This window comes from Fusibacter sp. QWL-12, assembly GCF_058683495.1.
In genome coordinates, this window is the sequence record NZ_CM178745.1 from 378,111 (window position 1) to 404,867 (window position 26,757).

At 36.7% G+C, this 26,757-nt stretch carries 28 protein-coding genes; 12 read left to right on the plus strand and 16 right to left on the minus strand.

Annotation, left to right across the window (positions count from 1 at the left end; translation table 11 throughout):
- Positions 1-109: 109 nt before the first annotated feature.
- From AC4PID_RS02270 to AC4PID_RS02295, 6 genes are read left to right on the plus strand one after another with little or no spacing between them, the layout of a single operon-like run.
- Entirely contained in the window at positions 110-463 is a 354-nt protein-coding gene (locus AC4PID_RS02270) for an ArsR/SmtB family transcription factor (RefSeq protein ID WP_492133968.1), read from the plus strand.
- A 17-nt stretch (positions 464-480) separates the two neighbouring features.
- On the plus strand, positions 481-1,485 hold the full coding sequence (locus tag AC4PID_RS02275; protein ID WP_492133969.1) for a permease: 1,005 nt from the start codon (positions 481-483) through the stop codon (positions 1,483-1,485).
- A gap of 31 nt (positions 1,486-1,516) precedes the next feature.
- On the plus strand, positions 1,517-1,999 hold the full coding sequence (locus AC4PID_RS02280; protein WP_492133970.1) for a permease: 483 nt from the start codon (positions 1,517-1,519) through the stop codon (positions 1,997-1,999).
- Positions 1,996-2,532 (plus strand): permease, encoded by a 537-nt coding sequence (locus AC4PID_RS02285; protein ID WP_492133971.1) that lies wholly within the window; start codon positions 1,996-1,998, stop codon positions 2,530-2,532. The genes AC4PID_RS02280 and AC4PID_RS02285 overlap by 4 nt, the downstream gene beginning before the upstream one ends.
- A gap of 41 nt (positions 2,533-2,573) precedes the next feature.
- On the plus strand, positions 2,574-2,813 hold the full coding sequence (locus AC4PID_RS02290) for an ATP-binding protein (protein WP_492133972.1): 240 nt from the start codon (positions 2,574-2,576) through the stop codon (positions 2,811-2,813).
- A 27-nt stretch (positions 2,814-2,840) separates the two neighbouring features.
- Positions 2,841-3,071 (plus strand): thioredoxin family protein, encoded by a 231-nt coding sequence (locus tag AC4PID_RS02295; RefSeq protein WP_492133973.1) that lies wholly within the window; start codon positions 2,841-2,843, stop codon positions 3,069-3,071.
- A 58-nt stretch (positions 3,072-3,129) separates the two neighbouring features.
- Here AC4PID_RS02295 and AC4PID_RS02300 read toward each other — a convergent pair whose 3' ends face one another.
- The 3 genes from AC4PID_RS02300 to AC4PID_RS02310 all read right to left on the minus strand — a co-directional run bounded on the left by AC4PID_RS02300 (position 3,130) and on the right by AC4PID_RS02310 (position 4,222).
- The gene (locus AC4PID_RS02300) at positions 3,130-3,579 is read right to left on the minus strand and encodes an arsenate reductase ArsC (RefSeq protein ID WP_492133974.1); all 450 of its coding nucleotides are present in this window, start codon (positions 3,577-3,579) and stop codon (positions 3,130-3,132) included.
- A 58-nt stretch (positions 3,580-3,637) separates the two neighbouring features.
- Positions 3,638-3,808 carry a hypothetical protein gene (locus AC4PID_RS02305; RefSeq protein ID WP_492133975.1) on the minus strand — a complete coding sequence of 57 codons (171 nt, stop codon included), beginning with the start codon at positions 3,806-3,808 and terminating at the stop codon, positions 3,638-3,640.
- 138 nt (positions 3,809-3,946) lie between these two features.
- On the minus strand, positions 3,947-4,222 hold the full coding sequence (locus AC4PID_RS02310; protein ID WP_492133976.1) for a hypothetical protein: 276 nt from the start codon (positions 4,220-4,222) through the stop codon (positions 3,947-3,949).
- 464 nt (positions 4,223-4,686) lie between these two features.
- On the opposite strand from AC4PID_RS02310, the gene AC4PID_RS02315 reads away from it, so the two are divergent.
- The 4 genes from AC4PID_RS02315 (at position 4,687) to AC4PID_RS02330 (ending at position 8,673) form a co-directional block, all read left to right on the plus strand.
- Complete coding sequence (locus AC4PID_RS02315; RefSeq protein ID WP_492133977.1) at positions 4,687-5,742, plus strand: AAA family ATPase; 1,056 nt, start codon at positions 4,687-4,689, stop codon at positions 5,740-5,742.
- Between the two features lie 435 nt (positions 5,743-6,177).
- Positions 6,178-6,618, plus strand: a complete 441-nt coding sequence (locus AC4PID_RS02320; RefSeq protein ID WP_492133978.1) for a hypothetical protein — start codon at positions 6,178-6,180, stop codon at positions 6,616-6,618.
- A complete protein-coding gene (locus AC4PID_RS02325; protein ID WP_492133979.1) occupies positions 6,611-6,901 on the plus strand; it encodes a hypothetical protein in 291 nt (96 codons plus the stop codon). Before AC4PID_RS02320 ends, AC4PID_RS02325 begins: the two co-directional genes overlap by 8 nt.
- Before the next feature lie 83 nt (positions 6,902-6,984).
- Complete coding sequence (locus AC4PID_RS02330; protein WP_492133980.1) at positions 6,985-8,673, plus strand: recombinase family protein; 1,689 nt, start codon at positions 6,985-6,987, stop codon at positions 8,671-8,673.
- Between the two features lie 165 nt (positions 8,674-8,838).
- Here AC4PID_RS02330 and AC4PID_RS02335 read toward each other — a convergent pair whose 3' ends face one another.
- Entirely contained in the window at positions 8,839-10,173 is a 1,335-nt protein-coding gene (locus tag AC4PID_RS02335) for a replication-associated recombination protein A (protein ID WP_492133981.1), read from the minus strand.
- A gap of 14 nt (positions 10,174-10,187) precedes the next feature.
- Positions 10,188-10,832 (minus strand): FadR/GntR family transcriptional regulator, encoded by a 645-nt coding sequence (locus tag AC4PID_RS02340; protein WP_492133982.1) that lies wholly within the window; start codon positions 10,830-10,832, stop codon positions 10,188-10,190.
- Positions 10,833-10,949: 117 nt separating this feature from the next.
- Here AC4PID_RS02340 and AC4PID_RS02345 point away from each other — a divergent pair, with 117 nt between their 5' ends.
- A complete protein-coding gene (locus AC4PID_RS02345) occupies positions 10,950-11,549 on the plus strand; it encodes a hypothetical protein (RefSeq protein ID WP_492133983.1) in 600 nt (199 codons plus the stop codon).
- 47 nt (positions 11,550-11,596) lie between these two features.
- On the opposite strand, the gene AC4PID_RS02350 is transcribed toward AC4PID_RS02345, so the two are convergent.
- From AC4PID_RS02350 to ord, 9 genes are all read right to left on the minus strand, one after another.
- The gene (locus AC4PID_RS02350) at positions 11,597-12,667 is read right to left on the minus strand and encodes a response regulator (RefSeq protein WP_492133984.1); all 1,071 of its coding nucleotides are present in this window, start codon (positions 12,665-12,667) and stop codon (positions 11,597-11,599) included.
- A 14-nt stretch (positions 12,668-12,681) separates the two neighbouring features.
- Positions 12,682-13,839, minus strand: a complete 1,158-nt coding sequence (locus AC4PID_RS02355) for an HDOD domain-containing protein (RefSeq protein ID WP_492133985.1) — start codon at positions 13,837-13,839, stop codon at positions 12,682-12,684.
- Between the two features lie 202 nt (positions 13,840-14,041).
- Positions 14,042-15,103, minus strand: a complete 1,062-nt coding sequence (gene orr, locus AC4PID_RS02360) for an ornithine racemase Orr (protein WP_492133986.1) — start codon at positions 15,101-15,103, stop codon at positions 14,042-14,044.
- Positions 15,104-15,112: 9 nt separating this feature from the next.
- Complete coding sequence (locus AC4PID_RS02365) at positions 15,113-16,486, minus strand: GlmL-related ornithine degradation protein (protein WP_492133987.1); 1,374 nt, start codon at positions 16,484-16,486, stop codon at positions 15,113-15,115.
- 208 nt (positions 16,487-16,694) lie between these two features.
- Positions 16,695-18,908 carry a D-ornithine 4,5-aminomutase subunit OraE gene (oraE, locus tag AC4PID_RS02370; protein ID WP_492133988.1) on the minus strand — a complete coding sequence of 738 codons (2,214 nt, stop codon included), beginning with the start codon at positions 18,906-18,908 and terminating at the stop codon, positions 16,695-16,697.
- Positions 18,908-19,285 carry an ornithine aminomutase subunit alpha gene (locus AC4PID_RS02375; protein WP_492133989.1) on the minus strand — a complete coding sequence of 126 codons (378 nt, stop codon included), beginning with the start codon at positions 19,283-19,285 and terminating at the stop codon, positions 18,908-18,910. The genes oraE and AC4PID_RS02375 overlap by 1 nt, the downstream gene beginning before the upstream one ends.
- A gap of 52 nt (positions 19,286-19,337) precedes the next feature.
- On the minus strand, positions 19,338-20,744 hold the full coding sequence (ortB, locus tag AC4PID_RS02380) for a 2-amino-4-oxopentanoate thiolase subunit OrtB (RefSeq protein WP_492133990.1): 1,407 nt from the start codon (positions 20,742-20,744) through the stop codon (positions 19,338-19,340).
- The gene (gene ortA / locus AC4PID_RS02385; RefSeq protein ID WP_492133991.1) at positions 20,734-21,045 is read right to left on the minus strand and encodes a 2-amino-4-oxopentanoate thiolase subunit OrtA; all 312 of its coding nucleotides are present in this window, start codon (positions 21,043-21,045) and stop codon (positions 20,734-20,736) included. The genes ortB and ortA overlap by 11 nt, the downstream gene beginning before the upstream one ends.
- Before the next feature lie 14 nt (positions 21,046-21,059).
- On the minus strand, positions 21,060-22,151 hold the full coding sequence (gene ord / locus AC4PID_RS02390) for a 2,4-diaminopentanoate dehydrogenase (RefSeq protein ID WP_492133992.1): 1,092 nt from the start codon (positions 22,149-22,151) through the stop codon (positions 21,060-21,062).
- A gap of 298 nt (positions 22,152-22,449) precedes the next feature.
- On the opposite strand from ord, the gene AC4PID_RS02395 reads away from it, so the two are divergent.
- Positions 22,450-23,379, plus strand: coding sequence for a DMT family transporter (locus tag AC4PID_RS02395; protein WP_492133993.1), 930 nt, complete (start codon positions 22,450-22,452; stop codon positions 23,377-23,379).
- Here AC4PID_RS02395 and AC4PID_RS02400 read toward each other — a convergent pair.
- Both AC4PID_RS02400 and AC4PID_RS02405 read right to left on the minus strand, forming a co-directional pair.
- Positions 23,354-25,219 carry a GGDEF domain-containing protein gene (locus AC4PID_RS02400; protein WP_492133994.1) on the minus strand — a complete coding sequence of 622 codons (1,866 nt, stop codon included), beginning with the start codon at positions 25,217-25,219 and terminating at the stop codon, positions 23,354-23,356. The genes AC4PID_RS02395 and AC4PID_RS02400 overlap by 26 nt on opposite strands.
- 132 nt (positions 25,220-25,351) lie before the next feature.
- Positions 25,352-26,752 carry a sigma-54 interaction domain-containing protein gene (locus AC4PID_RS02405; protein ID WP_492133995.1) on the minus strand — a complete coding sequence of 467 codons (1,401 nt, stop codon included), beginning with the start codon at positions 26,750-26,752 and terminating at the stop codon, positions 25,352-25,354.
- Positions 26,753-26,757 lie beyond the last annotated feature (5 nt).

The following is a 26,757-nucleotide window of genomic DNA, read 5'->3' on the forward strand; positions in this document are numbered from 1 at the left end:
AAATCTAAAGATTTTCTTAGTTGACAAAACAAAAGCACAGGAGTACGATATACATATTCCCATATGTGCATATGTATATTCAACTACGAAAGTTGAAAGGAGACCCACTATGAACCAACTTACAAATATATTCAAACTGCTATCTGACGAGTCAAGACTTAGAATGATGATGCTCTTATATCAACAAGATTTATGTGTCTGCGAAATCAGTGGTATCTTATCCATCCCACAACCAAGGGTGTCTAAAAATCTTTCAAAACTGAGAGATCTAAATCTTGTTTCAGATGATCGTAGAGAAAAATTCGTTTTTTATAACCTCAAAAAAGATAACCTGCTTTTGACACAAACTCTTGATCACATTTTAGAGCACATAGATCAATATCCACAAATCAAAGCAGACTCTGAACGACTTGTGGACAAAGAAAAATTTCTCAACCAATGTTGTATCGTTTGTGAAGCATAATAAAAGGAGATGATTTAATGTTTATACTAGAATGGCTCAATAATCAACTGCTTAAAATGGAGTGGCTGTCCAATCTTGTTAAACTGCTTGTAGAAAACGTTTTTGGACTTAATACCGCCGATAGACTCGGTGGCAGTATTCACTTCTTTATTTATGATGTGATAAAGATTTTCATATTACTCTCTGTCCTTATTTTTACAATTTCTTATATTCAAAGTTTCTTCCCACCTGAGAGAACGCGAAAAATACTTGGACGATTCAACGGCATCACAGCAAACATTTTAGGAGCACTTCTAGGAACGATTACTCCGTTTTGCTCTTGTTCATCCATCCCGCTTTTCATCGGATTTACAAGCGCAGGACTTCCTATCGGTGTAACTTTTTCATTTTTAATTTCCTCACCACTAGTTGATTTAGCATCCGTACTTCTTCTGGCCAGTATTTTTAACTGGAAAATTGCTTTTGCTTATGTGGTTGTGGGGCTTGTCCTAGCCGTCATTGGTGGGTCTCTTATCAGTCACTTAAAACTTGAAAAATATGTTGAACCCTTTGTCTTTGGAAACAAACTTATGGAAGTTGAGCAAGAAGAACTCACTACTAAAGACAGAGTAAATTATTCAAAAGAACAAGTCTTAGACATTATTAAAAAAGTTTGGCTCTATATCCTCATTGGTGTCGGCATAGGAGCTGCGATCCACAACTGGATACCAGAATCGGTTATATCGGCTGTTTTGGGTCAAGACAAATGGTACTCCGTTTTATTAGCAACCGTTGTGGGTGTGCCAATGTATGCAGATATTTTCGGAACCCTTCCGATTGCGGAAGCCCTTGTTCTTAAAGGGGTTGGCATCGGTACTGCCTTGTCCTTTATGATGGCAGTAACGGCTCTCTCACTGCCATCAATGATCCTTCTTAAAAAAGTGGTAAAGACAAGATTACTTGTTACTTTTGCAGGGATTGTCACTATCGGTATTTTAATCATTGGCTATACCTTTAACGCTTTTGGATATCTGTTGTTATAGGTAACTTTATTAATGGAAAGCAGGTGATTTCTTGAACGCTGGTCTATATGCAATAACTCTCAGTCTTTTACTTTTATCCTATATTAAAGATAAAAAGAAAACAAAAATGGCCATCAAGAAAGCGTGGAAGGCATTCGAAAACATTCTTCCAGAGTTTTTAGTTGTTATCCTTTTTGTCGGCATATTGATTGCCGTAATCAATCCCGAAATCATATCTAAAATGATTGGTTCTGACTCACGTTGGTTAGGTGTCATTCTGGCTTCAATTGTTGGATCAATCACCCTCATACCTGGATTTGTGGCTTTTCCAACAGCGGCCATGCTTCTTGAAGGTGGCGCAGGGTATATGCAAATTGGTGCCTTTATCTCCACACTGATGATGGTGGGGGTTGTCACTCTTCCTGTTGAAATCAAGTATTTTGGAAAGAGAATCACCTTCATGCGTAATATTTTAGCTTTCATCTTTTCCTTTTTCGTAGCAGGCATTATTGGATGGGTGGTGACTGTATTATGAAAAGTATTATCAGAAAATACAGAGCTTTTTTAGTAGTTCTAACAGGACTATTGATTTTGACCTTAATCAATCAGAAAATCGGATTTAAAGCCATTAGCGTTACCGCCTATTCTTTTAAAGAAATGATAATGGTGATCCCTCCAATCTTCCTTTTACTTGGCCTTCTTGACGTTTGGGTACCAAAGGAAACGATGATAAAATATATGGGTGAAGGCTCTGGTCTAAAAGGTATCTTGCTATCCATATTTATTGGTTCTGCCGCTGCCGGTCCCTTATATGGTGCATTCCCAGTTGCAGCAGTCTTTATGAAGAAAGGTGTATCCTTTAAAAATATCCTTATATTCATAGGTGCATGGTCCACAACTAAAATACCGATGTTTTTATTTGAAATAACATCTCTTGGTGCAAAGTTTGCCGTTACAAGACTTTTAGTAGATCTTCCAGGTATCATTATCATTGCTTTTGTTCTGTCTAAGATTGTCCCAGCAAGCGAAGTAAAGGCAATCTATGAAAAAGCAGAAGCAATTGAATAAAAATATAAAGCTATTATCTTTAAAATTTAGGAGGAACAGACATGTCTAAAAAATGGTATCCAGTAATCAACTATGAAACCTGTACAGAATGCGGTGCATGCGTTGAAAAATGCTCTCATGGTGTGTATGAGAAAGGTTCTTTTAAGCCAAATGTGATTCACCCAGATGGCTGTATTGATGGTTGTCGTGGTTGTCAAAAACTCTGTCCAACCGCATCCATAGACTATGTTGGGGATGTTGGTCAGGATTCGAGTTGTGGTTGTAGCTGTACTTGTTTATAAACCATTCTATTTTAAGGAGGATTTTCAATGATTATTAAAGTATTAGGTACAGGTTGCGCAAGCTGTAAAAAACTCGAGGCTCATGCCCTTGAAGCGGTTAAGGAACTTGGTATTGAAGCCAGTGTTGAAAAGGTTGAAGATATTCAAGGTATTATGGCATACGGTGTTATGAAGACACCTGCTCTCGTCATTGATGAGCAAGTTAAAGTGATGGGTCGTGTCCCTTCTGTGGATGATATCAAGCAACTTCTCAAGTAGGTAATTTAAAGGAGCTTTCAGTCGAAAGCTCCTCATTTTTTTCGCTATCAATTTAGCCTCAATTTGATATCTCGTGTCTATTCCTAAGAATTTCCAACAATTCTAGAACATGAGTTTTTATCTTATCTCGTACAAGTCTTGTTTTTTCTAGACGCTCCTCATAACTACCTTCAAAGGCAGATGGATCTTCAAAACTCCAGTGAATCATTTTATTAATACCCGGAAAGATTGGACACTTCTGACCACTTGTTTCATCACAAACAGTTATGACATATGAATAAAACTTCTGACTTTTAAAAAACTCAAATACGCTGTCAACTGAATTTTTTGATATGTCCAAACCGATTTCATTCATGGCTTCTATCGCCAATGGATTAAGGACCCCAGCCTCCATCCCAGCACTTTCAGCAATAAATTTACCTTCACCATAATGATTTAAAAATGCTTCTGCCATCTGACTTCTGGCAGCGTTATGCACACAGACAAACAATAATTTAATTGGTTTCATTAGAACACACCTTTCATTGTAAGTAGAATTTTAAGTATACTAGACAAAGTAAAATATCTTAAAATTTTGATGCTGAATTACTCATAAAGTCACAAGAGCTTTCATCCTTACAATGTACATTACAATATATTTTTTTCCCACATTCAACTGCTGATCTGTAATTTGCAAATCCAATAAATCCTATAAAAACTAAACCCAAAACTCCAATTAGTATCATTTGACCACTCATTATTTCACCTCATAAATAAAGACTTGGTTGATGTTATATCGATAAATATCGATTTATATTCTCATTATACCAAGCACTAATAAAAGTGAAACATTGTTAATGTTAATTCTCTGTTAAAACTTTAAATTTGTAATGATATCATTGGAATTCGCTAAAAATAATATTTGCAAAATCATCGGCAGTACTCAATGCCGATAATTGCTTTTTCTGCCCCTCGCCAACCTTTATTTCAAACGCATCATAATCATCTTCAACAGAATACTCATTTTGGCCTACAAGTTTAATGTTTTTTATACCAAATGAAGAATTTAATGATTCAATTGTCTTATTGAAAAGCATTGTTATTGAATCTGTATATTTAGAATGTTCAGGGACAAATAACGTTACTACTACCGTCTTAGTTTCTTCTATCATCTTTGTACACCTCTCTAAAATGTATAATTTAGTAAAAATATATTCATATCGACGTATATCGATATTTACATAATAATTCACAAATCGATATATATCAATACGAAAAATTTCTTTAGATTATTATTTGTGGTTATTTCTAACACTTACGATTATAAGTTATGGTACAGATGCCCTCCTAAACGTGGAAGTATATGAGGGCATCTTTTTTGTTGCATTTTTTCCGCTCAACAGGACTTCTCATCGTGGAAGTATATGAGAAGAAAAATTTTGTAGGGTAGCCGTTTTTTTGCCTTTAGTAGTGAGGGGCAAAATTATTTTTGGTCCAACCACACGTTTCGTCGTGGAAATAAGTAGAGATACTTTTTCTAGTCTGGTTGTCAAAAATTCATTTTCACTGCCTATACAGTAAGAGCTTCTCTCAACTTCAGAAAAAGAAATCGAAAATCAAAGGAGGATTTACCAAAATGAAAAAACGATTCAATACCATCGATGGTCAAACACTTATGACCATGCCACTTCAGCCACTCGAATTTGTCATTGAAAATCTTTTATCCAGAGGGCTACATGTTCTTGCAGGCTCACCAAAGGTAGGAAAGAGTTGGCTTGCCCTATGGCTTGCTGTAACCGTTTCAAAGGGCGAAGAAATCTGGGGCAACAATGTAAAACAAGGTGATACTTTGTACCTCTGCTTTGAGGACAGTCAAATCCGAATTCAAAATCGTCTGTTCGAAATAACAGATGAAGCATCTGCAGCCGTTAATTTTTGTACAGAGCAAGCAACACTTGGAGGTGAACTAGAAGAAAGGATTAGAACTTTTGTTGAAGAACATCCCAGATGTGTTCTGATTATCATCGACACACTTCAAATGATTCGTGGATCTTCTACTGACAACAGCTATGCCAGTGACTATAGTGATTTATCTGTTCTAAAAAATATTGCAGATGAACTTGGAATTGCCATACTGCTCATTCATCACCTGAGAAAAGAAAATGATAATGATCCGTTCAATCGAATATCTGGTACAACGGGTATTCAAGGTGCCGTAGATTCTAGTTTTATTCTTTCTGAAGATGTTCGTGGTAGTGGTCAAGCAAAGCTATATTGTGTTGGTAGAGACATTGAGTACAGAGAAATTTGTCTAAAGCGAAATGAAGAAAACATTTGGGACGTGGTGTCTGACAGTTTTCAAAATAAAGATGTGCTACTCCATGACATTGTCCTTCTTATTTCTGATTTTATGAAAGACAAAGATAGTTATAATGGATCGCCAACAGAATTGTCGACCCTGCTATCTGTTCAAAGTGGTGATCAAATTTCTTCAAGGCTTTTGTCAAAACATATCAGACTGAACCTTGAAGAACTTCGCAAACTCTTTATCTATGCGGATTTCAAAAAGAGTAATGGTAAACGTATTATTTCACTCTCTGTCATTAGGGACGATAGTGTCGATAATCTGGGGACTTCGGTAGGTGCTCCAGATAATGACCCTTATGACCCTGCGGAAGTGAATCGTGCCTAATTAAATTCTAAGAAAATAGTCAAAACAACGATTGTTTGCCCCTACGTAGAGATTTATATACCCATTGGCATTACAATGCCTGCTGCTGATTATAATCGAAATTTGGGGCATTTGTGAGCCACAAACACGCCAGAAAAGAAAATTGGCACAATGGAATTATTTGAAACTACTAATTGGACACCACTAAAACCAAGTATTAAAAATTAGCAGGATAAAGCAAGGTGCTGTAAACGCCCCTTGCGATCACATCGGACGGCAACGCCGACCGAAGAAACCCCCACCAGATGCAGATTCTAAGATATAAGCCAGTTAAATCATAACAGTGCTGAAAATACACATTTTGTACGTTGACGGTGCTGTAACTACGGAGAAACCCTGTAAATACGCCGTTTACAGGGTGCTATGCAAGGTGACTTTAATAAAAGGAGCGATTTTATGAATACAAAGAAACTTGAAAACAAAGAACGTGTAAATGCATGGTTACCGCCTTCTATGATTAAAAATATGGAAACACTTTGTGAACCAAACAACATTAAAAACAAATCTGAATTCATTTATCATGCAGTAGATTTTTATATTGGATATTTAGCAAGTCAAGACAGTACCACCTATCTATCAAAAATATTGCTAAATGCTATTGACGGAACACTCAAAATGACAGAAAATCGGCAATCTGCTAATCTTTTTCGCCTGTCTGTAGAAATGAGTATGATGATGAATATTCTATCTGCAGGTCTTGAAATTAGTGATGACGATTTACGAAAGCTTCGTGGCAGATGTGTTTCAGAAGTCAAAAGAAACCGTGGAAAAATCAATATGGAAGATGCAGTCAAATACCAAATGTGGCTCGACTTGGAGGAGGAATCTAATGCGTAAAAGAACTGAAGTACAGCATTATTTAGAAACAAAAATACTTGGAGCATATGAAACTGCTGAAGTTGTTTGGAAGAATGACACCGAAGGAACATACCATAGAACCTTTGATGATACCGCTATTTTGAATGATGGAAGTCGTCATATTGTAGAGCGACAAATGGATATTGAAGGGCGAACCTTTCGAGTTTGTTCAGTTTTTCCGATGGTGAAGCACTCCACGCCTACAGAAAAATTATTAAACCTAATTGATAATACCCTAGTAGAAAATTTGAAAAAGGCTTGATTTCAATAGCTTTGTGGCAACGTTTACGGTATTGTGTGTAGTACCGAATTCGGTTTGCCATAAGAGAAAAGGAGGATTTATAAATGGCAGACAAAGAAAAATACACTATACTTTATGGAAGGCTAAGTCAAGAAGATGAACGTGAAGGTGAATCTAATAGTATCCAAAATCAACGATTAATTTTAACCGCTTATGCAGAAGATAAAGCCTTCGAGAATTTAAAATTCCTATACGATGACGGTTATTCAGGAACAAATTTCAACCGACCTGCTTGGAATGAAATTATGTCACTCATTGAAAGTGGACAAGTTGAAACCCTTATTGTAAAGGATATGAGCAGACTAGGACGTGATTATCTTCAAACAGGGCAGCTCATGGAAATTGTGTTTCCAAACTACAAAGTGAGATTTATCGCTATTAATGATGCTGTTGATACCTTGTATGGCGATAATGATTTTGCACCCTTTCGCAACCTGTTCAATGATTTCTATGCGAAAGATTGCAGTAAGAAAATCAAAGCTGTTAAAAAAGCACAGGCAGAACGTGGTGAAAGAGTTGCTACAAAGCCACCTTACGGTTATGTAAAAAGTACGGATAATCCAAAACTGATTGTTCCAGATTTTGAAAGCGCTGAAGTGATTCGCTACATTTTTAAGCTGTGTTCTGAGGGCAGAGGTCCAAAACAAATTGCAAGGAAACTGAAAGAAGATCAGATTATCACCCCTAGCAATTACTATTATAAGAGGAATGGCGTTGCCCTTAAAAGCCTTGATACAACAAGACCTTATAATTGGAGTGACACCACCATTGCTAATATTTTAGAAGATATCACCTACATTGGTCATACCGTTAATATGAAGCACACTACTGTTTCTTACAAAAACAAAAGGCAGATTGTAAGACCAGAATCAGAATGGCTAATCTTTAAGAATACCCATGAAGCTTTAATTACTCAGGAACTGTGGGATATCGTTCAAAGTATTCGAAAACATAAAAAGCGTCCTCCGAAGAAAATGGATACGCCAAATATGTTCTCTGGACTGGTGTTTTGTGAAGATTGCGATGGTACTCTGCTGCTACATCGAGCTCATACGATGGAATTCACTAAAAACAATTTCATGTGCTCCACCTATAAAAAGCATGGCAAAGAAGAATGTACTTCACATTACATCAGGGAAAGTCAGCTAACAGCGATCATTCTTGATGATTTAAAACGTGTGACCCATTTTGCAAGACAGCAAGAAAAACTATTTGCAGAACATATCAATCAGCGAAATTCTTTCGAAACTAGAAAGGAGCTTACAAAGCTTCAGCGTGAACTGTATAATATGAAACGCAGGGACTCGGAGCTTACAATCTTGTTCAAACGACTTTATGAGGATAATGTCCTTGGAAGAATCCCAGATGAACACTTTCGGATGTTGTCTTCAGAGTACACAGATGAACAAAAGATCCTGAGAATAAACATACCAAAAGCAGAAGAAAAAATGGATAAGCTGAAAAACTCCCTCACCAATGTCGAATTGTTTATTGAAAAAGCAAAACGGTATACAGATATCACAGAAGTGACATCAGAACTATTACACCTCTTTATTGACAGGATTGTGGTGGGTGAAAAAGCTGAAAGATATTCAAGAACAGCTGAGCAATGCGTCTGGATTTACTATCGTGATATTGGAATACTCGATGATGTCACTAAGGAGAATGATATTTCAGAACCTGATTATGAATTTGTTGCCGATGGTAATGGTGAGCTAAGGCTTGTAATTTAGGCAAAACAAAAGCGGACAGTTACGGCTGTCCGCTTAATGCCATCATTCATTAGGTAGGTTCAAAAAGTATCCTTATGAACACTGCCCTAATGCAAAGACTCTTTTTTTTTATTCAGCCACAATCTTGTTTGTGGTAAAATCTGAAGGCTCGATGCCTGAAGATTTTTATTCAGGTGAATACTTTGTCTTATTTAAATATTTTTTGATTTCTACTTCATAGCCTAAATCAGTTGGCTCGTAATATCTTTTATCCTTTATTTCATCCGGTAGATACTGTTGTTTTATATAATGTCCTTCATAAGCATGTGGATATTGATAATTCTTCTGAGATTCGCTATTTTTATATTTTCTTTCTAATGATAGTGAAGTGCCATCTTTGAGATAATACGGAATCGTTCCAGTATGCTTGTTGTTCAGATCGTCTAAAACAGAATTAATTCCCATGTAGGCAGCATTTGATTTTGGCGCTGTTGCTATATAGGTGACCGCTTGAGCAAGAATAATTCGACCTTCTGGCATACCGATGAAATCAACCGCCTGTGCCGCACTATTTGCAAGTACCAGTGCCATAGGATCTGCATTGCCAACATCCTCAGAAGCACAAATAACAACCCTTCTCGCAATAAATCTTGGATCTTCGCCCCCTGCGATCATCTTACCGAGATAAAATAATGCAGCATCAGGATCTGACCCTCTCATACTCTTAATAAATGCAGATACAATGTCATAATGGTTGTCACCATTTTTATCATAATCCATATTTTTCATCTGGATACAATCTTCAATATCTTGACTTGTGATCACGATTTTTTCGGATAAGTCCAATTTGGGCAAAACAGCAAGTTCAAGAATATTGAGTGCCCTTCTAGCATCGCCATCTGCCACATCTGATATATATGCGAGAAGTTCATCATCTATTTCAATTGGAAACTCTCCAAGGCCATTGACATGATCCTCAAGTGCGTTTTTTAATATCTGAACGATTTGTTCAGTGGTCAACTTCGTCAATCGAAATACCGATGATCTCGATATTAGTGCACTATTCACCTCAAAGTACGGGTTTTCTGTCGTTGCACCAATCAATATAAAAGTACCGTCTTCTACAAATGGTAGTAACGCATCCTGTTGACTCTTATTAAAGCGGTGTATTTCATCGATAAACAGTACACTTTTTCGATTATACATCGCATACTCATCTTTTGCGCGATCAACCGCTTCTCTGATATCTTTGATACCAGATGTAACGGCATTCATGCTTATGAAAGTCCCTTTTGTTTGCTTTGCAATTATTTTTGCAAGCGAAGTCTTGCCACTGCCTGGGGGACCGTACAGGATTAAAGAAGTGAGTCGATCGGATAAGATTAGTTTAGGAAGCAGTTTGCCTTCCCCCATAATGTTTTCTTGACCGACAAATGCTTCTAACGTTTCCGGTTTCATGCGCTCTGCTAAAGGGGCATGATTCCCTTTATTTTGTGCTGACATATAGTCAAATAAATCCATGGTTCCTCCCTATGCTATAAACACAAACTCAACTTATTATAGAAAGCTTGCAAGGCTGTTTTATCCAGTTCATTTCCTAAGCTTGATAGAACCTTTTTCAGCAACTCTTTCTCTATAAATTGAGGATCAATCTTTCCGTCTAAACTGTTTAAAAACGCTTCATGTGAGATGATCAGTAAGCGAAATTTAAAGGACGCCCCTCTCGATAATGCAATTTTTTCAAGAATATGAAACCACTCGATCAAATCATTTATTGTAGACTCATCTGAATCGTCTATTACTTTAGACTGTATCATAATTTCTTCTTGTGCTTGAAAAGGTAGATGCTCAAAGTACAAGCATTCTTCTAAATCGAATTGCTTAACGGTCTGGAATATTTCAAATTTCTGAGCTTTTAAATTGACAAACTCATAACCGAGATTATCAGATGAAAAGCCAGGTGTGTTCGAAATAAAAGTACCTATTCCACGTTTAACTGTGAGTACATTTTTACTGATCAATATTTTAATCGCTTCACGTAAGGTTGCACGAGAAACCCCTAATTCTTCAGCCAATTCAAGTTCATTCGGCATTTGATCACCAGGTTTATAAAAACCTTGCTTAATTGATGTTTTAATCGTTTCTGCAATTTTCTCTGATAACAATAATTTTTGATACATATAGCCCTCTTTTCAAACACAAAATCTAAAGAAAATGACCTAACCTGCCGATAATTATATCGCAAGGATGCATGTCTCTTATTATAGTATCATGATTTGTTTCAAGGAGGAATACTTATGATTACTAATCCAGTGGCAATTAATGCCATCAATAAAATCACGCCCGGAAAAGAAGCTAGTCCAGTAAAAAGTAGTCAATTAGAAATCAATCAAAATACAATCACACCACAAACTACTGAAAATCCAATGGACACTATTGAACTTGGTAAAGGTTCTGAGGATTTTGGTACCTATAAAATAGACCGTCAGAAATTAAATGCACTCAAACTTGATTTTCAAAAAAATACGGATTCATTTAAACAAATGGTCAAAGAAATGCTTGAAAAGCAAGGATTAAAATTTGAACAAGTAATGAAAGCGTTTGAAAAAGGTGAAGACGTCATTGTAAAAGTTGATGAAGAAACACGTGCGAAGGCAACTGAAGCGATTTCAGAGAATGGGTACTGGGGCGTTGAAAAGACTTCCGCTCGAATCTTGGAATTCGCAAAAACCATTTCAGGTGGAGATGCCTCAAAGCTTGAACAGCTTAAGAGTGCTTTCCAGGAGGGCTTTGAAAGTGCCAAAGAGGCTTTTGGTGGGGAACTACCTGAAATATCGCAACAAACTTACGACAAAGTCATGGAAGGCTTTGACACCCTATTTGATTCAGAAGAATAAATGAAAATCCTTCGATTATTATCGAAGGATTTTTTCTGTTAGATCTGTTATTCAAGTGTCTCAAACTCTTTCTTAGTTATTGGAATTATCATATCGATTCTAAAAACGTTATCAATAACTACCGCTGTAAACTTACCACCAACAATCCTTAAAATTGCCTCTACAAACTTGCCATGATTTAAGAAAACGCTCTGAATTTTATCATTCAACTCACTCTCTAGGACAAATTTAATGATGTGATTCAGTTCTAAAGCTTCTGCAGATACTCTAATGGAAAGAATTTGTGGTCCATTTGCGTGAATGAGTTCTATCACATCTGACATCATGCTCACCAACATCTTAAAATTGTCATAATAATAAAGCTTACTTTCCTCCTGAACGACCTCTATCTCTAGGTCGTAAAGCCCAACTCTAACCAATGTTTGCTCCAAAGTATGCACAATATCATCAAAAACAAAGGTTTTTAAGGTCATACGACTGAGTTCAAAAACCTTGTTGAGATAGTGCATACGATCATTCATTTGTTGGATCACATCCGATACCTGTGCTCTATTATCGATAACTCTTAAATCCTGAATCGACATCAAATGGTGATGATTAATCGCTTTAATCAGCTCATCATATAGCTTGAGTACATGATCAACTTTTTCATAACTATCTGTTAGCATTTTATTGTATAAAATACCTTTTTTTTCACTGGCAGTTAATCGATTCCCTTCAATTTTAGCATTCTCATATAGATCAATCGCCTCTTTAATATAGACTTTTAACTCAGCCTCCAAATCCCAAGGCTTTGTCATGAACTTATAAATATTGACACTGTTAATGGTCGCGAGAATTTGAGGCAACTGTGTGTAACCTGATAATACGATTTTTATCGTTTCTGGACTGATCTCCTCTACCTGTTTCAAAAGCTCTAGTCCATTCATACCAGGCATCCGCATATCTGTAATTATGACACTGATTCTGTCATCTCTTACAAAAGCTTCAAGCGCTTGCATGCCACTTGTTGCAAAAACTAAGGAATAGGGCTCAGCATGTAATCCCCTACTCAGAGATTTTAAAATTTCAACTTCATCATCGACGATAAGTACCGTATGCTCCGAATAATCTACCATGGTATCCCCCAGAATCATTGTTTATATTTATCTAATATATCCTTTAAAAAATCACTGTTCACATTTAAAACATCCATTGCAAACTTAAAATTCATGTCGTTATTTTCCATCATATTGTTATCAATCTGCGATGCCAAACACATAAGTGCAACTTGCTTTTTATTTGATATATCTGGATCGTTTGGCGTATGATGATACAAGGTCATTTCGATAATATCATAAGGAAAAGCCCACCAATTTAAAAAATAACCGCCTATAATTGCATGATCTATGCCATATATTTCTTGCTCTTTCTGTAAAAGACCATCATCTTGGTAACTATGGCTTAAAATTTGATTGTAATAATCATCTCCAAAAATTTGAAGCATGATAATTTTACCTATATCGTGTACAATGCCCGCTGCACTAATGATTGGAGGAACTTTTGTACCAAAATACTTAACGTATAAATCTTGAAAAATCAAGTTCGTTCGATTTGAATGTGTCCATATATACTCTGATTTTGAGTAAGTCTTCTCATTCATCTGTGAAATTTCATAGGATAATACGATTTGTTTTAGGTTATTTAAACCTATAAACATTATTGCTTGCTGAATATTGCCAGTTCGTGCCGCATAAAAAGCTGAATTTGCAATTCGAAGAATATTAGATGTTATCGCTGGATCACGTTCTATAATACTCGTGATTTCTTCTATGCTTTTATCGCGTTGTATGTAGAGATTCAATTCATTAAAGAGTCTTGGAATTGTTTTTATGCTATCGAACTGTTGAATGGTTTTGAATAGATGAGAATCCTTTAATCTCTCTTCTAAAACAAACATTTTTCTAATCCCTTCAATTAACTCATCGTTATTCCAAGGCTTATAATAATATTGTTTTGCAAGATTTTTGCTCACTGCTTCAGTGATACTTGATGCAGACGCATAACCTGTAATTGCTACCCTAATTGTTTCAGGCGAAGCCTCTTTAAAAAGTTTGAGCACTCGAATGCCATCAAAGTAAGGCATCTTTATATCGGTGATAAGCATATCCAGTTGGTCCAACTCTAAAAAGATTTCAATCGCTTCTTTGATACCATTCGCATAGTAACATTCAAACTCCAAATTTCTAAAAGCGCGATTTAGTGCTCTTAAAATATTGCTTTCATCATCAATAAATAGAATTTTTTTCATAATTGACCTCACCATCTACCCTTGCAACCATTTATATTTCAATAGGTATTATACCCTTTTGTCAAACTTCCTAACATTCAATAAAATCTTGAGAGATTGAGGCTTCATATTTTACCACAAGAAATATGATGACAAAAAAAGAGCTTGAATGGATTCGCTCAAAGCTCTTTTTTTGATGTAAGCTTAATATAATTTATTAAACCTATTCTTCTATTACTTTTTCAACATATTCAGAGGTGAACAATTTTAGCATTGCACCATATTCCATTTTAAATGAAACTATATCCCCAACTTTATAATCTGCTTTCGCTTGAGTAAAATCAAGAATCATGTGATCACTTGAAGCACCTAAAATTGTAAGTCGGTCATCAACTGGAATGAGGTTGGTATGATCAACGTCTTGTCTTCCAATTGCAACTATGCCGCGTTGGATCATCCCTTGATCTTCAAATACTGGTTTGTTACCAAATGCATCCATTCCAATCAAACCTTTCGGAACAGAATTCTTAAATTTATATTCGACGAGTTGCGCTTCTAAAACAAAAGCATCATCATGCGTACCAGGAATTTGCTCACCATATGCTGCTTCTCTTCCAAGTACAATCCCTTCTCCAACTCTCAGATTGTTAATACGTTTTGGTATTGTCTCTCCGTCTAGTAAGTATAAGCTACTTGAGTTGCCACCAGAAACGATGTTGAGCGAGATCTTATAAGTCGATTCAATATGATCTGCAAGCTTAGTTAATTCACCCAGGTTATCTGGTGTAGGAATTACACCACCATAACAGGTTAGATTAACACCAATCCCTTCAACCGTTATCCATTCATTTTTGAGAATTTCGGGCATTACTAAGTCCACGTCCTCTGGTAAGAAGCCTTCTCGAAGGTCACCAAGATCAAACATCACAACAATACGATGTTTTTTGCCTTGTTGCTTTGCAGCTTCATTTAACGCTTCAATCGTTTTAAGCTCTGAGTTAAAGCTGATATCCGCATACTTAATCACTTCATCGACTTCAGATAACATCGGTAATCTTAAAAGAATCTTTTCACATGGTAGTTCTGACAGCTTCACCAAATTCTGTACTCTTGAATCAGCAACTGCACTGACACCTGCTTCCAAACAAATTTTAGCTAGATTTACGTTTGCAGAATGTACTTTAGTAACCACAAAAATATTGATGCCCTTTGCTTTAGCTTTGTTTACAATAATTTCAGTATTTTCTTTTAGTTTGGTTTTATTGATCACTACGCGTGGATACATTTGGACCTCCTAATCGATTTGAAGTGATTTTTTCATTAATAATAATGCAGAGGCTTCGTGTTCTTTTGATAAAACACCCAAAGAAGCCATAATATAATCATTATCTATAAGGATTTGCGTCTCTTTATTAGGGAGTAGCTTATTTCCAAGATAATGTTCTGTTATCGTTTTCAATAATGTTACACGATTTGGTAGTCGAGTACAAGCCCCACCAGTTCCCACTATAAACTTAATACTGGTTAAATCTTTACCCTCAGCATACGTTTTTTTACCACCGCCACCATAGAGCGTTCTAAAACCACCAGCATGACGATCCGCTGATGTGACAATAGCTTCTTTAGTTAATCGCTCTACAAATGCAATTTGTAGTTCTGATTTAGGTATTGGTACATGCTCCTCAACCAAGTGATTTAACGTTTGTTCGTCTATTGCTAAATCCTTACACAAAACTTCGCTACCTATCATATCTACAATGTTTCGCATATTGACATAGACACCAAGGTCGCCTTCAACCGTACGTTTGGCAGTTGGTTCAGGACTAATTAGTATTCTTGACACTTCTTCGCTACCGTCTGTTACAGAATGAATATCTGTCGTAGCACCACCAACATCGACTGTCATTAAATCACCAATGTCGTTTTTAAGTAATTTAGAAGCTTCCATAACGGCACCAGGTGTTGGAATGATTGTTCCTGAAACCAGTTCTCTAATATGCTCCATACCTGGTGCATGTATGATATGCATCTCAAATATATCTTGTATGACTTTTCTTGCTGGTTCTACATTTAATAAATCAATTTTGGGATAAACATTTTCAACGATATATAGCTGATCACTTTTGCCTGCTTCTTCAAAAATCAACTTAATTTCATCATGATTTTGCACATTTCCAGCATATAATACCGGCACTTCAAATTCTAAAGCTGCGATTAACTCTGCATTATAAATAGCAGTATCGGTTTCACCGTAATCTACACCACCAGCAATCATGATAATGTTGGGTCTTATTTGCTTTAGTTTTGCAATGTCTGTTCTTTTCAGTTTCCCTGCTGTAACCATATGAAGGTTTGCTCCAGCACCTAGCGCTGCTTCCTTAGCAGCCTTCGCTGTCATGTCATACACCAAACCATGCACAGTCATCTTAAGACCACCTGCGGCACTACTTGTCGCTAGCAATCTATCATAGCTAAGATCCGTTACTTCAAACGAACGTTTAAGATCGTCAATTGCCTCTTGAAGACCAATTCTAACATCGCCTTGTTGCACACTTGTAGGTGCTTGACCTTGACCGATGAAAGCGGGATGATCTGTGTCTATGCCGTTAAAAGCATTAACGACAGTCGTTGTACTACCTATTTCAGCGACTAATATGTCTATTTTCATATTGCCTCCATACTACAGACGAACATTAATCTGTTTCTACTTTATTGTTTATGTTTACAACTTAATCTTCTATGTTTACAACTTAGTCAAAAGTCTAATTCTTTATCAATTTCTTCGTTGTTTTAACAAATAATCTTTATAGTTGTTTTAATAAAAAGCTTAGCAAAGTTACTCTTTGCTAAGCTTAAAATCTTTTGCCGTCTCTTTATTATTCGCCTCTTTGAGCTCTACGTTGTTTAACTAAGAAGGTTGCGACGTTTACACCTCGGTCATATCTACCAAAGCCTTCATCCATACCATTGTCTCTAGCGATATCAGGTGTAACCTGAGTACCACCAGCACAAATGATAAAACGATCTCTAACACCTTTTTCAACTGCATACTCATGAATGCGTTTCATGTTTTTGTAATGAACATCATCATGCGAAATGATAGTTGATGCAAGAATGACATCCGCATTGATTTCAATAGCAGCATCTACTAATTTTTCAACTGGTACTGATGTGCCAAGGTATTCAACTTCACAGCCGTATTTCTCAATACCACCATGTTTAATATCGATTACTTCTCTAAGACCAACTGAATGCTCATCTTGACCAACCGTTGCAGCTACGATCTTAACTGGATGATCATTAAACTCAGCTCTGATTTCATCGTCACTCATCACTTCTGGTTCTGGTGGAATAACAAGTGAGTTCATGTCGAGATCCATATCAAGAACACCTTTTAATTGAACTCTTGTACCTTCTGATGGGTGCATTTGTTCAATGTGAATTACTTCAACATCTTTAAGATTCATCTTTTTAGCAAATTCAATTGCAGCAAATTGTGCTGGTCTTAAGCTAATTGGTAATAAGATTTCAATTTGAACCACACCATCGCCTAACCATTGTACTTCAGGTTTAACGTAGTTAGATTCACCTTTTTCACCTCTGTATTTTTCAGTTTCTGCCATACGTTGGTTGACGTTATCGTTTTCATCAAGTTCATCGATGAACACAATTTTTTCAGGTTTTTCAAATGTACAACCACCGATTAAATCAGATGGATTTTCTACATTGTATTGCGCAACGTTGTTGTAACCAAAGTGAGCGGTTACAGGTGCCATATAGTCTGTCGCTCTTTCATAAACCGTACCAACACCTACACCACCATCTATCTTACGGCCGATACCATCGCCATTTCTTTCAGGATAAATACCTGAGTCTACGAAAAAGCCCTGTTCAACCGCATTAAAGTAGCCACCAGCTTTTACGATTTCTTCTAAATAAAGAACCGCTCTTTCCTTAAGCTCTCTTGCTTTATCTCTTAAATAACCTTCGTCTTTAAGTTCAACCATATCCATTAATCCATCAAGACCAGCAAACGTTTGTTTCGCTGTATTACATGCCTCGATGTTGTACATATGCCAAGGTACATTTCTACCTTCATCTGGCGTAATGGTCGATTGAATATCTGCAGATGTTAATCTAGAGATCAACATGTTCATAACGTGTGTTACAGTTGCTTCTCTTGAAGATGAAGTGATATACTTCGTGTTCATTTGTGCACGCATTTTGTACTCTGTGAAAAGGTCACGAAGCGCAACTGCGTATGGTAAATCTAGCTTCATGCAAGGTGCTGGTGAAGAAGTTGGCGGTACTGTAGAAAGTGAGATATTTGCTTTTGGCATGCCTACTTTGTGCGAGTAGAGCGCATTGATACCGTGTTGTACCATTAACTCAGGCATAACCTTCCAAGCTTCTCTTGCAGTTGCATTTGCATTATGTGCGCCGTCGATTTGAACCATATCAGCCCAAGTCATAACTTTTTTAGATTCTGCAGCATCAACAAATGAACGAACCATATTGATATTTCTGTAAAGAACGTTGTATTGTGGATCTTGATGCGCGCCATTTACGCCTTCTTCTGCAAGCATAACCGCTACATCTGGACCAGCAACACCTGAAACATATGAGTGATAATTGATTGGTCTTCCCACTTCTTCTTCGATCAAGTCAAGTGCTTTTCTGTGCGCTCTAACTTGCTTTCTAGAAATTGGAACCCCGCCAATACCTTGTGGTGTCCCTTCGATAAGACCATCAAAGTGAGATTGACCAGCAGTTCTGATAACCATAATATGGTCTGCACCATGCCAAGCTGCCATTCTCATTCGTCTAATATCATCTTCAAATCTTCCTGAAGCGATCTCAGTTGTAATGGTATTGTTTGGTTGTGGATCGATATTGCCAAAGTATTGAGCCGCTGGCATTGGTATATAGTTTTTAAGCGGTGTAGACATATCGCTAAATTCAAAAGGACCGTAAACTTGCTTTTCGCTTTTTTCTCTCCAAGTCCAACCACGTCTCTTTGGTCTATAACTTTCAAGATCTTTCAATATCTCTTTTACATCTATCTTTTGATTGATATCTAATTGAGTCATTACTTGTTACCTCCCTTGAAGATTTGGATAGCATCATCCCAATGTTTGCCTTCGATCAATTCAAGACCCGCTGTGCGCACATCTAAATTCTTTTCTTTAGCGATTCTATAGATAACATGACCTACGCCATGGCCTATTAAACCTCTATCGATAGCGCCGTCAACTAATGGTTGCGCTTCTAAGCTTGAAAAACCCATACGAAGTAAAACTGAACGTTCAATTGCTGGTGAGGTATGTGACTTAGCTAAGTCAAGTAATGGATCTACAATTTGTTCTACTAACTCCCAAAATCTTTCTTTTAAAGCTTCATCAGAAAGCTGAGCGAGATGTTGATTTCTTTGTAAATAATCATCTTCTCTTTTTACAAAACCTTTCATTCTGATCCTCCTATTTTTTTATTCCGCATCTTTATTTAACTCGTTTAAACGATTACTGTAATTCTTTAATCACTCTCTCAACATAAGCTTTGTCTTTTTTTGTTTCTAGACAAAGATAGTTGATTTCATCTTCGCTTAACTCAGCAAATGATTTTCCTGCGATTGCATTTTTGATAAGTGATACTCTGAGCTTGTCCATATCTAAGTCGATTGCTTTAATTAGGTTTGGATGACTTGGCAAGATAATGTTTACTCCTGGTTTTTGATCCACTGGATTACCAAAGTGAATATCAATACCATTATCTCTTGCAAAAGATAATTGTGGTTGTATATGTTTACCTGCACCAGTGTACTCAGTCTCTTGAACCACGATGATTTGATCCGCATCCATTTCTTGAGCAATACTAAAAGCTGCTACTAAAGCTGTATTTCCAGCTGGTCCTTTTTCTAAGCCTTCGAGTTGTGCTAAAGCTTCTGTCATATAGAATACTTCGCCCTGTGTTACAGTGACGTATCTGTCCATATAACGCATCGGTCTAGCTGCAGATCTCGGTACATCTGATCGATCGGGTACAGTAGAAAATGGTACGCCGAATCCAGTATGACCTGTCGTGAACGATTTTTTGTTAAACTGCTCATCACTTGCCATATGAAGTCCTGATAAATCAACGGAAGCACCTACAACCGTCGTATCCAAAGCACCTGCTTTAATCAAGCCCCTTGCCGTACCCGTAAGGTTACCGCCACCTGCATTTGTACAAACAACGACATCTGGATCTTTGCCATATTTTTCTCTACATTGCATTGAAAGCTCATAGCCTAATGTTTCAACACCAGCGATACCAAACGGGGTATAAAGCGATGCATTGAAATAGCCTGTTTCTTCAAGTAGGAGTAAAAATTGATAAAAGAGCTCTGGTCCAACTGTTAACTGTACGACCTCAGCGCCATAAGCTTCACATTTACGTGCTTTTTCTACGATTTCTGGTTGTCCAACCCCTTTTGAATCAAACGTTTCTTGAACGATGATACATTTGAGACCGTGCATAGCTGCTTGAGAAGCAACTGCTGAACCATAATTACCACTTGTCGCTGCGATAACACCTTTATAACCAAGTCGCTTAGCATGATAAACCGCATTTGCTGCTCTTCTTGCTTTGAAGCTACCTGAAGGATTACTCGCTTCATCTTTTATAAATATTCTCGCACCCTTGCCTTCTGGTGCTAGCTTTCTAGCTAGAGACGTTAAATTTCTAAGCTCTAAAAGTGGCGTATTGCCAACCCCTGTTCTACCTTGAATTTCTTGCATTTCTTCAAGTGTATAACCGGTTTCACGCATCATTCTTTCATAATCAAAATGAATGCCATCTAGTTCAAAATCAGAATAGTCGATACCGATTGCTTGCTTCATAATTTCATTTCTTCGGCTCATTACCGCTGAATATGAATTATCTTTCATCTTGATCACCTCCAAAGAGAATATTTCTTAAATCTATTCCAATTTGAGTGATCTCTGGAACATAATTGCCAAAAGAATGCTTATAGGTTGGTTCAAGTTCGATAACAGTTCCTTTTTCTATACGGCCTGTAATTGTCTTAACTTCTATCACATCACCTATATTTGCATCTGATTGACTAAACCCTTTAACCCACATTTCTAGAGGTACTTTTTTAGTATCCTCTGGCACTTGTGGTGCGCGCTCAGCTGGTGTTAATATCGTTCTATGGATTCTAACCCAATCGCCTTTCTTAATTGTCAATTCAAACACCTCTCTTATTTAACGAAGTTTCTCATATCGCCCATGATTGCTCTAGGAACTGGTAAGTCTAACATTGTTTTTAAGCCTGGTTCAGCATTGATTACTTGAGGAATCATGTTTACGCACATTGCGATTGTACCCAAACCACCTTCAACTTCAGGTTTAATGTTCATGTTAACTTCTGGAGAACCTTTTAATGTAATATAATCACCAGTAAAAGTGCCTTCCATTTCTGGTTCAATTTGTTGTGGATGAATCATATTGATTTTCACTTCGCCATCAACAAAACCTTGACCTGTCATATTTACACCTGCAACGTTACCAGCAGCAGCGAAACCGTGAGGCGATTTTCTATCTACAGTTGTAACGATTGGTTTCATTTGAGTTTCGATTTTTTGAACATCCCAACCGATTGCATCTGCGATCATATTGATTGACTCTGCAAAGCCGACATGACCAGCAAGTGAGCCATCTTCAACGCCTTTGTTGAACTCATCTACTGTTATACCAACGCCTTGCTCTTCCATAACTGCATGGCCAAATGGTGATAAGCTGTTCACTCTTTTTGCTTCAATTTCTGTTACGTCAGTCATACAGCCTGTTAATACAACCACTAATAAGTCCATAATTAAACCTGGGTTGATACCAGTACCTAAAATTGTAACGCCATTTTCTTTTGCTATTTGATCGAGTTCAGCTGCAAGTTCAGGACTTTGTGCTTTTGGATAAGACATTTCCTCTGCAGTAGAAATTACGTTGATTTTTTTCTCAAGAACATGTTTTAATCTAGGAAAAGCTTTAGCAGTGAATGAATCTGTAGCTGTTAAGCAAATATCACAAGATTTTTCAGAAATGACTTCATCGATGTTTTCATTAATAATTACTTCAGGTCTAGAACCTCTTTCTACACCCAATAACTCGTAAATACTTTTGCCAACTCTTTCAGGATTACGGTCGCACACACCAACGATGTCTACGCCTTTCTTAGTTAGAAGCATTTTAGCCATACCGCTTCCCATTGCACCAAAACCCCAAATTGCGACTTTAACATTTTCATTTCTCATGATTGCCACCTCCGTATTTTTCCCATCTTGATAGGGATCCATTCTAATATAAAGCAATTTTGATGCCAACTTTTTTAGCAACCGTTCAAAAAAGTTTATAACCCTTCAAATGACTAAGCTTTACCATTCTTAAATTCAAATTTAGACTATTACTATTTTGTAAATTTTCTGAATAATCCAATCATTGGCCAAAAATAGCAAATATTTTTGCTATTTTATATGCAAAATATTTTGCACATTAGATTTATTGCAAAATATTTTGCAATATTTTCATGATAATTTTAAACACGCCCTTTAAGCAAAGTGTTATAATTGAAACATTAAGTTTAAGGAGGCATTAATGAAGCAATCATCACCCTATAAAATCTATTTTCTGATGTTTCTAGCCACCTTCTTTTGGGCAGGTGCTTTTATCGCTGCCAAACTAGGTGTTTATGATTTGAGTCCAGTATTACTTACATTTCTTAGAATGGGATTAGCTGCGGTTATTCTCTTTCCAATACTTGTGTTTAAACAAAGCCAATCCTGGCAGTTAGAACTTTCTGAGCTTAAATATGTATTAGCCACAGCAATCGTCGGTATGATTGGATACCATTTGTTCTTCTTCTCGGCACTCAAATACACGACTGCTTCTAATGCTTCCATGATTAATGCAACCAATCCATTAATCACGGCACTCTTGGCCACTTATTTTGCAGGCGAAAAATTAACCCTAAAAAAAGTGCTACTTCTTCTAATGGCACTTACAGGTGTCCTTTATATCATAACAAAAGGAAACTTGTTTTCAATTTTAAGTCTAGACTTCAACAAAGGTGATTTCATCATGTTGTGTGGCACATTTTTATGGGCAGTTTATGGTATTTTGGTAAAAAAAATAGTCCCAATCATGGGACCTTTAAAGCTGACTACTTATTCATTTTTATTTTGTGCAGTAATATTATTCCCTTTTGCAACTTATGACTTTATTAAAACTCAGGCCTATCTAGTTGGTGGATCGCCCTATTTAGCCGTTATTTATATGGCAATCTTTCCAACTGTCATTGGTTATTCAATCCAACAACTTGCCATTCAGGAAATCGGTCCATCAAAGGCTTCATTATTTATCAATTGTGTACCAATACTCTCCACTATTTTAGCAGTTCTATTTTTAGGAGAATCCATTTACACCTACCACTTTATTGGTGCTGCATTGATTATAGCTGCGGTTGTACTTTACAATCTCAACTCAGACTCAAGAAAGCAGACTAAGGATGCAACAAACCCTCAGTAATAAGCGTATAATCATTGGCATAGGTATTTATCTCATCATTATATGTTTCTTTTATCTTTTTATTTCTCGTAAAATATTCTGAAGTAGGTTCAAGCAAGGCGTAACTTCCGCCTTGTTTTTTTGCGGTTTTCTTAAGACCTGCTAAAACTTCACTAAGCGCTTCTGAATGCTCAAATGAATTTAAATTGCCATATAAACCCGCTAGAGCGATAGATGTCAACGAAAGGTCTCTTACGATACCAAAACGATCTTCCGCTTTGATACTCCCTTTTTTATAATGCTCTTGGGTAAAAAATCTAGATTTGTCCTTCTCGAATTGTTCAATGATTGCCATTGCAATTGAATAATACTCATTGACTTCACCTTCAACCACAATTACAAAATCATCTCCACCTACATGCCCGATAAAGCTCGTATGTGGAAAATTTCTTTTTACCGTTTCGTTCATCATATCTGCCAAATATTTAATCATTAAGTCGCCTTTTTCAAAGCCATAAACATCATTATAAACCTTAAAGTCATTGATATCGACGTAAATGATACATGAACCACTATTATAGGTTACTGCATCTGACATAACTCTTGTTATAACTGGATTGCCAGGTAATCCAGTCAAAGGATTGCGCTCTTTTGCATTGTTCTTTTCATACATCAGTGTATACTCAAAGATTTTCTTCATAGATACGGTGCCAAAATACTTGCCACTTTTAGTGACAATTAAGTCATCAAAGAGTTGTTCGTCAGGGCGTTCCATGGCACTTTTAGCAACGACATTAATGGGCAAATAATAATCCACTATAAGAGGTGATGCATTCATAATCCTTGAGATTGGTTTATTAGAGAAAAGGGAAAAGCCATATTTCCCCGACATACTTGCATCGATATTGTGCTTCATCACAATGCCTACAGGCCTTTGATTTTCACAGATGCAAGCACTGCGTGCCTCAGTCTTATCCAAATGATTTTTGACTGAGATACAAGGTGTCATAGATTCATAAATTGGGCTTTCATGTGTATTTATTAAATTTGAAATGTAATGATATTCATGAGAATATTCATTTAGGTTTTTTGATATTTTATTGTAATCTCTAATACGTGTAAGGACGTCTTCATCAATTTGTTCAAATCGCAGTGCTGGTTTTTTTAAATAATAGCCTTGTCCTGCATGAACACCCAGTAAAATAAGTGTTTTCAGCTCCTCTTTGGTCTCAATGCCTTCAGCAATTATTTTAATATTTGTCGTTAATGAGGTGTCTACGAAAGCTTTAATTAGGGATTGTTTAAATGCATCCTTATCAATGCCTCTTATTAGATCCATATCAATCTTAATAAAGTGAGGTCTAATTTCATTGATGGTTTTAAGACCCGAATACCCTGCACCAACATCGTCAATAGCAACCTGATAGCCCTGTTTTCGGTAATTATTTAAGACGGTAAGAAAGGCATTGTAATCAAAAATAGCAGTTCTTTCTGTAATTTCAAACACAATCCGACTTTCTTCACCACCGATTTCTTCAAGATACTCTTTGGTTAAGCCCGTCCGATAATCTGGGGATTTAATTACTTCTGGGTCCACATTAACGAATAAGAGTTTTTCAGATTCAAGCTCTCTAATTCTCTCCAATGCTTTTTTTCGAAATAGCATTTCTAAATCCCATATTTTCCCCTTTTCATGAGCATGTTCAATGAGTCTTAATGGCGAGTAAAACTCAGTTTTTTCAGGGCCTCTTGACAGTGCTTCATACCCGATAATTTCACCCGTTCTTAAGTTGACAATGGGCTGGTAAACGCTTAGTACTCTTTCATTAGCGATAATATCATTAAATAATAAGTCATCCATCTTTCTACACTCTCCTTAACATTTTAAAAATAGCACAGCAACGTTAACAGGATGTAAAGTGACCATTATTACTCTGTAAAACCTTATCTATTTAAAACAAAAAAGAAGGCTTTCGCCTTCTTTTGTATCCATTTAAACAATATCAAACTGCTTGATTTTATATTGTAAATTCTGTCTAGACAAATTCAACTCTTTTGCAGCCTTCGAAACGTTATGCTTACATTTGACAAGTGTCGAAACGATAATCTCTCTTTCAATGATTTTCAAATGTTCATTCAAGTCTGTTATTTGTTGTCCAGTTTCAGGAATGTAATGACTTTTTTTCAAAAGCACCTCAGCCACATGTGATGGCATGTGTTCTTTCCCAATAACATGTTCATCTGATATCAAATTCATCGCTGATTCAATAAAGTTCTTTAACTCCCTTATATTTCCAGCCCAATTGTATCGCTTAAAAGCTTCAAGTAATTCGGATGAAACCATCCAAACATCTTTTCCCAACTGTTCATTATACTCGCGAATGAAATAGTCAACTAAAAGGGGTATATCCTCCGCTCTTTCATTTAAGCTAGGAATTCTGATATTGATGACATTTAGACGATAGTAAAGGTCCTTACGAAATTGTCCTTCGGAAATCAAGAGATCAGGCTCTTCATTTGTCGCTGCTATGATGCGAACATCTATTGGTACATCTTTTGTGCCACCAACACGTCTCACATAATTTTCCTGTAAAACTCTTAGGATTTTAGCTTGTAAAGCCAAGCTCATGCTATTGACTTCATCTAAAAACAAAGTCCCACCATCTGCTTGTTCAAACAGCCCTGGTCGATCGGTTGCCCCTGTGAAGGAGCCTTTAGCGGTTCCAAATAATAACCCTTCTAGTAAGGTCTCAGGAATAGCTGCACAGTTTTGAGCGATAAAGGGATTTGACTTTCGTTCGCTGGCATAGTGGATACTTTGCGCAAATAGCTCTTTTCCCGTACCTGTGTCACCATAGATTAACACGCTAGAATTCGATTTCGAAGCTCTCTTTGCGATCTTAATCGCCTCAAGGTATCGATCCGTTTTACCGATTAATTGTTCAAAGTGATACTGTTTGATACCAGCTTCTTTTTTAACTGGCTTCAAAAGTTTCTGTTGAAGCTCAATGATCTGCTCTGACATGTGATTGACGGTCGTGATGTTCTTTGCGATCTCAATAGCACCGATAAGCTCATCACCATCAAAGATCGGATAAGTTGAGTTAACCGTTTTAATGTTTTTACCTCTAAAATTCAAATAGCTTTGTTCTCTGTCAATGATGGGCACACCAGAAGAGAGAACAGTCAACAATGTGCTGTTCTCTTTTGTCCAGTCTGGAAAAATATCTAGAAGATGTTTACCAACAACTTGTTGATGGCTTAATCCCTCTATTTCCTCTATCGCCTTATTGTAAAGTATCGTTCGACCTTTTTTGTCGACGATATGAACACCTTCTTCTATTGAATCTAAAATTTTACGACTCGCTAGATGAAGCACTCGATCAACTGACATAACGC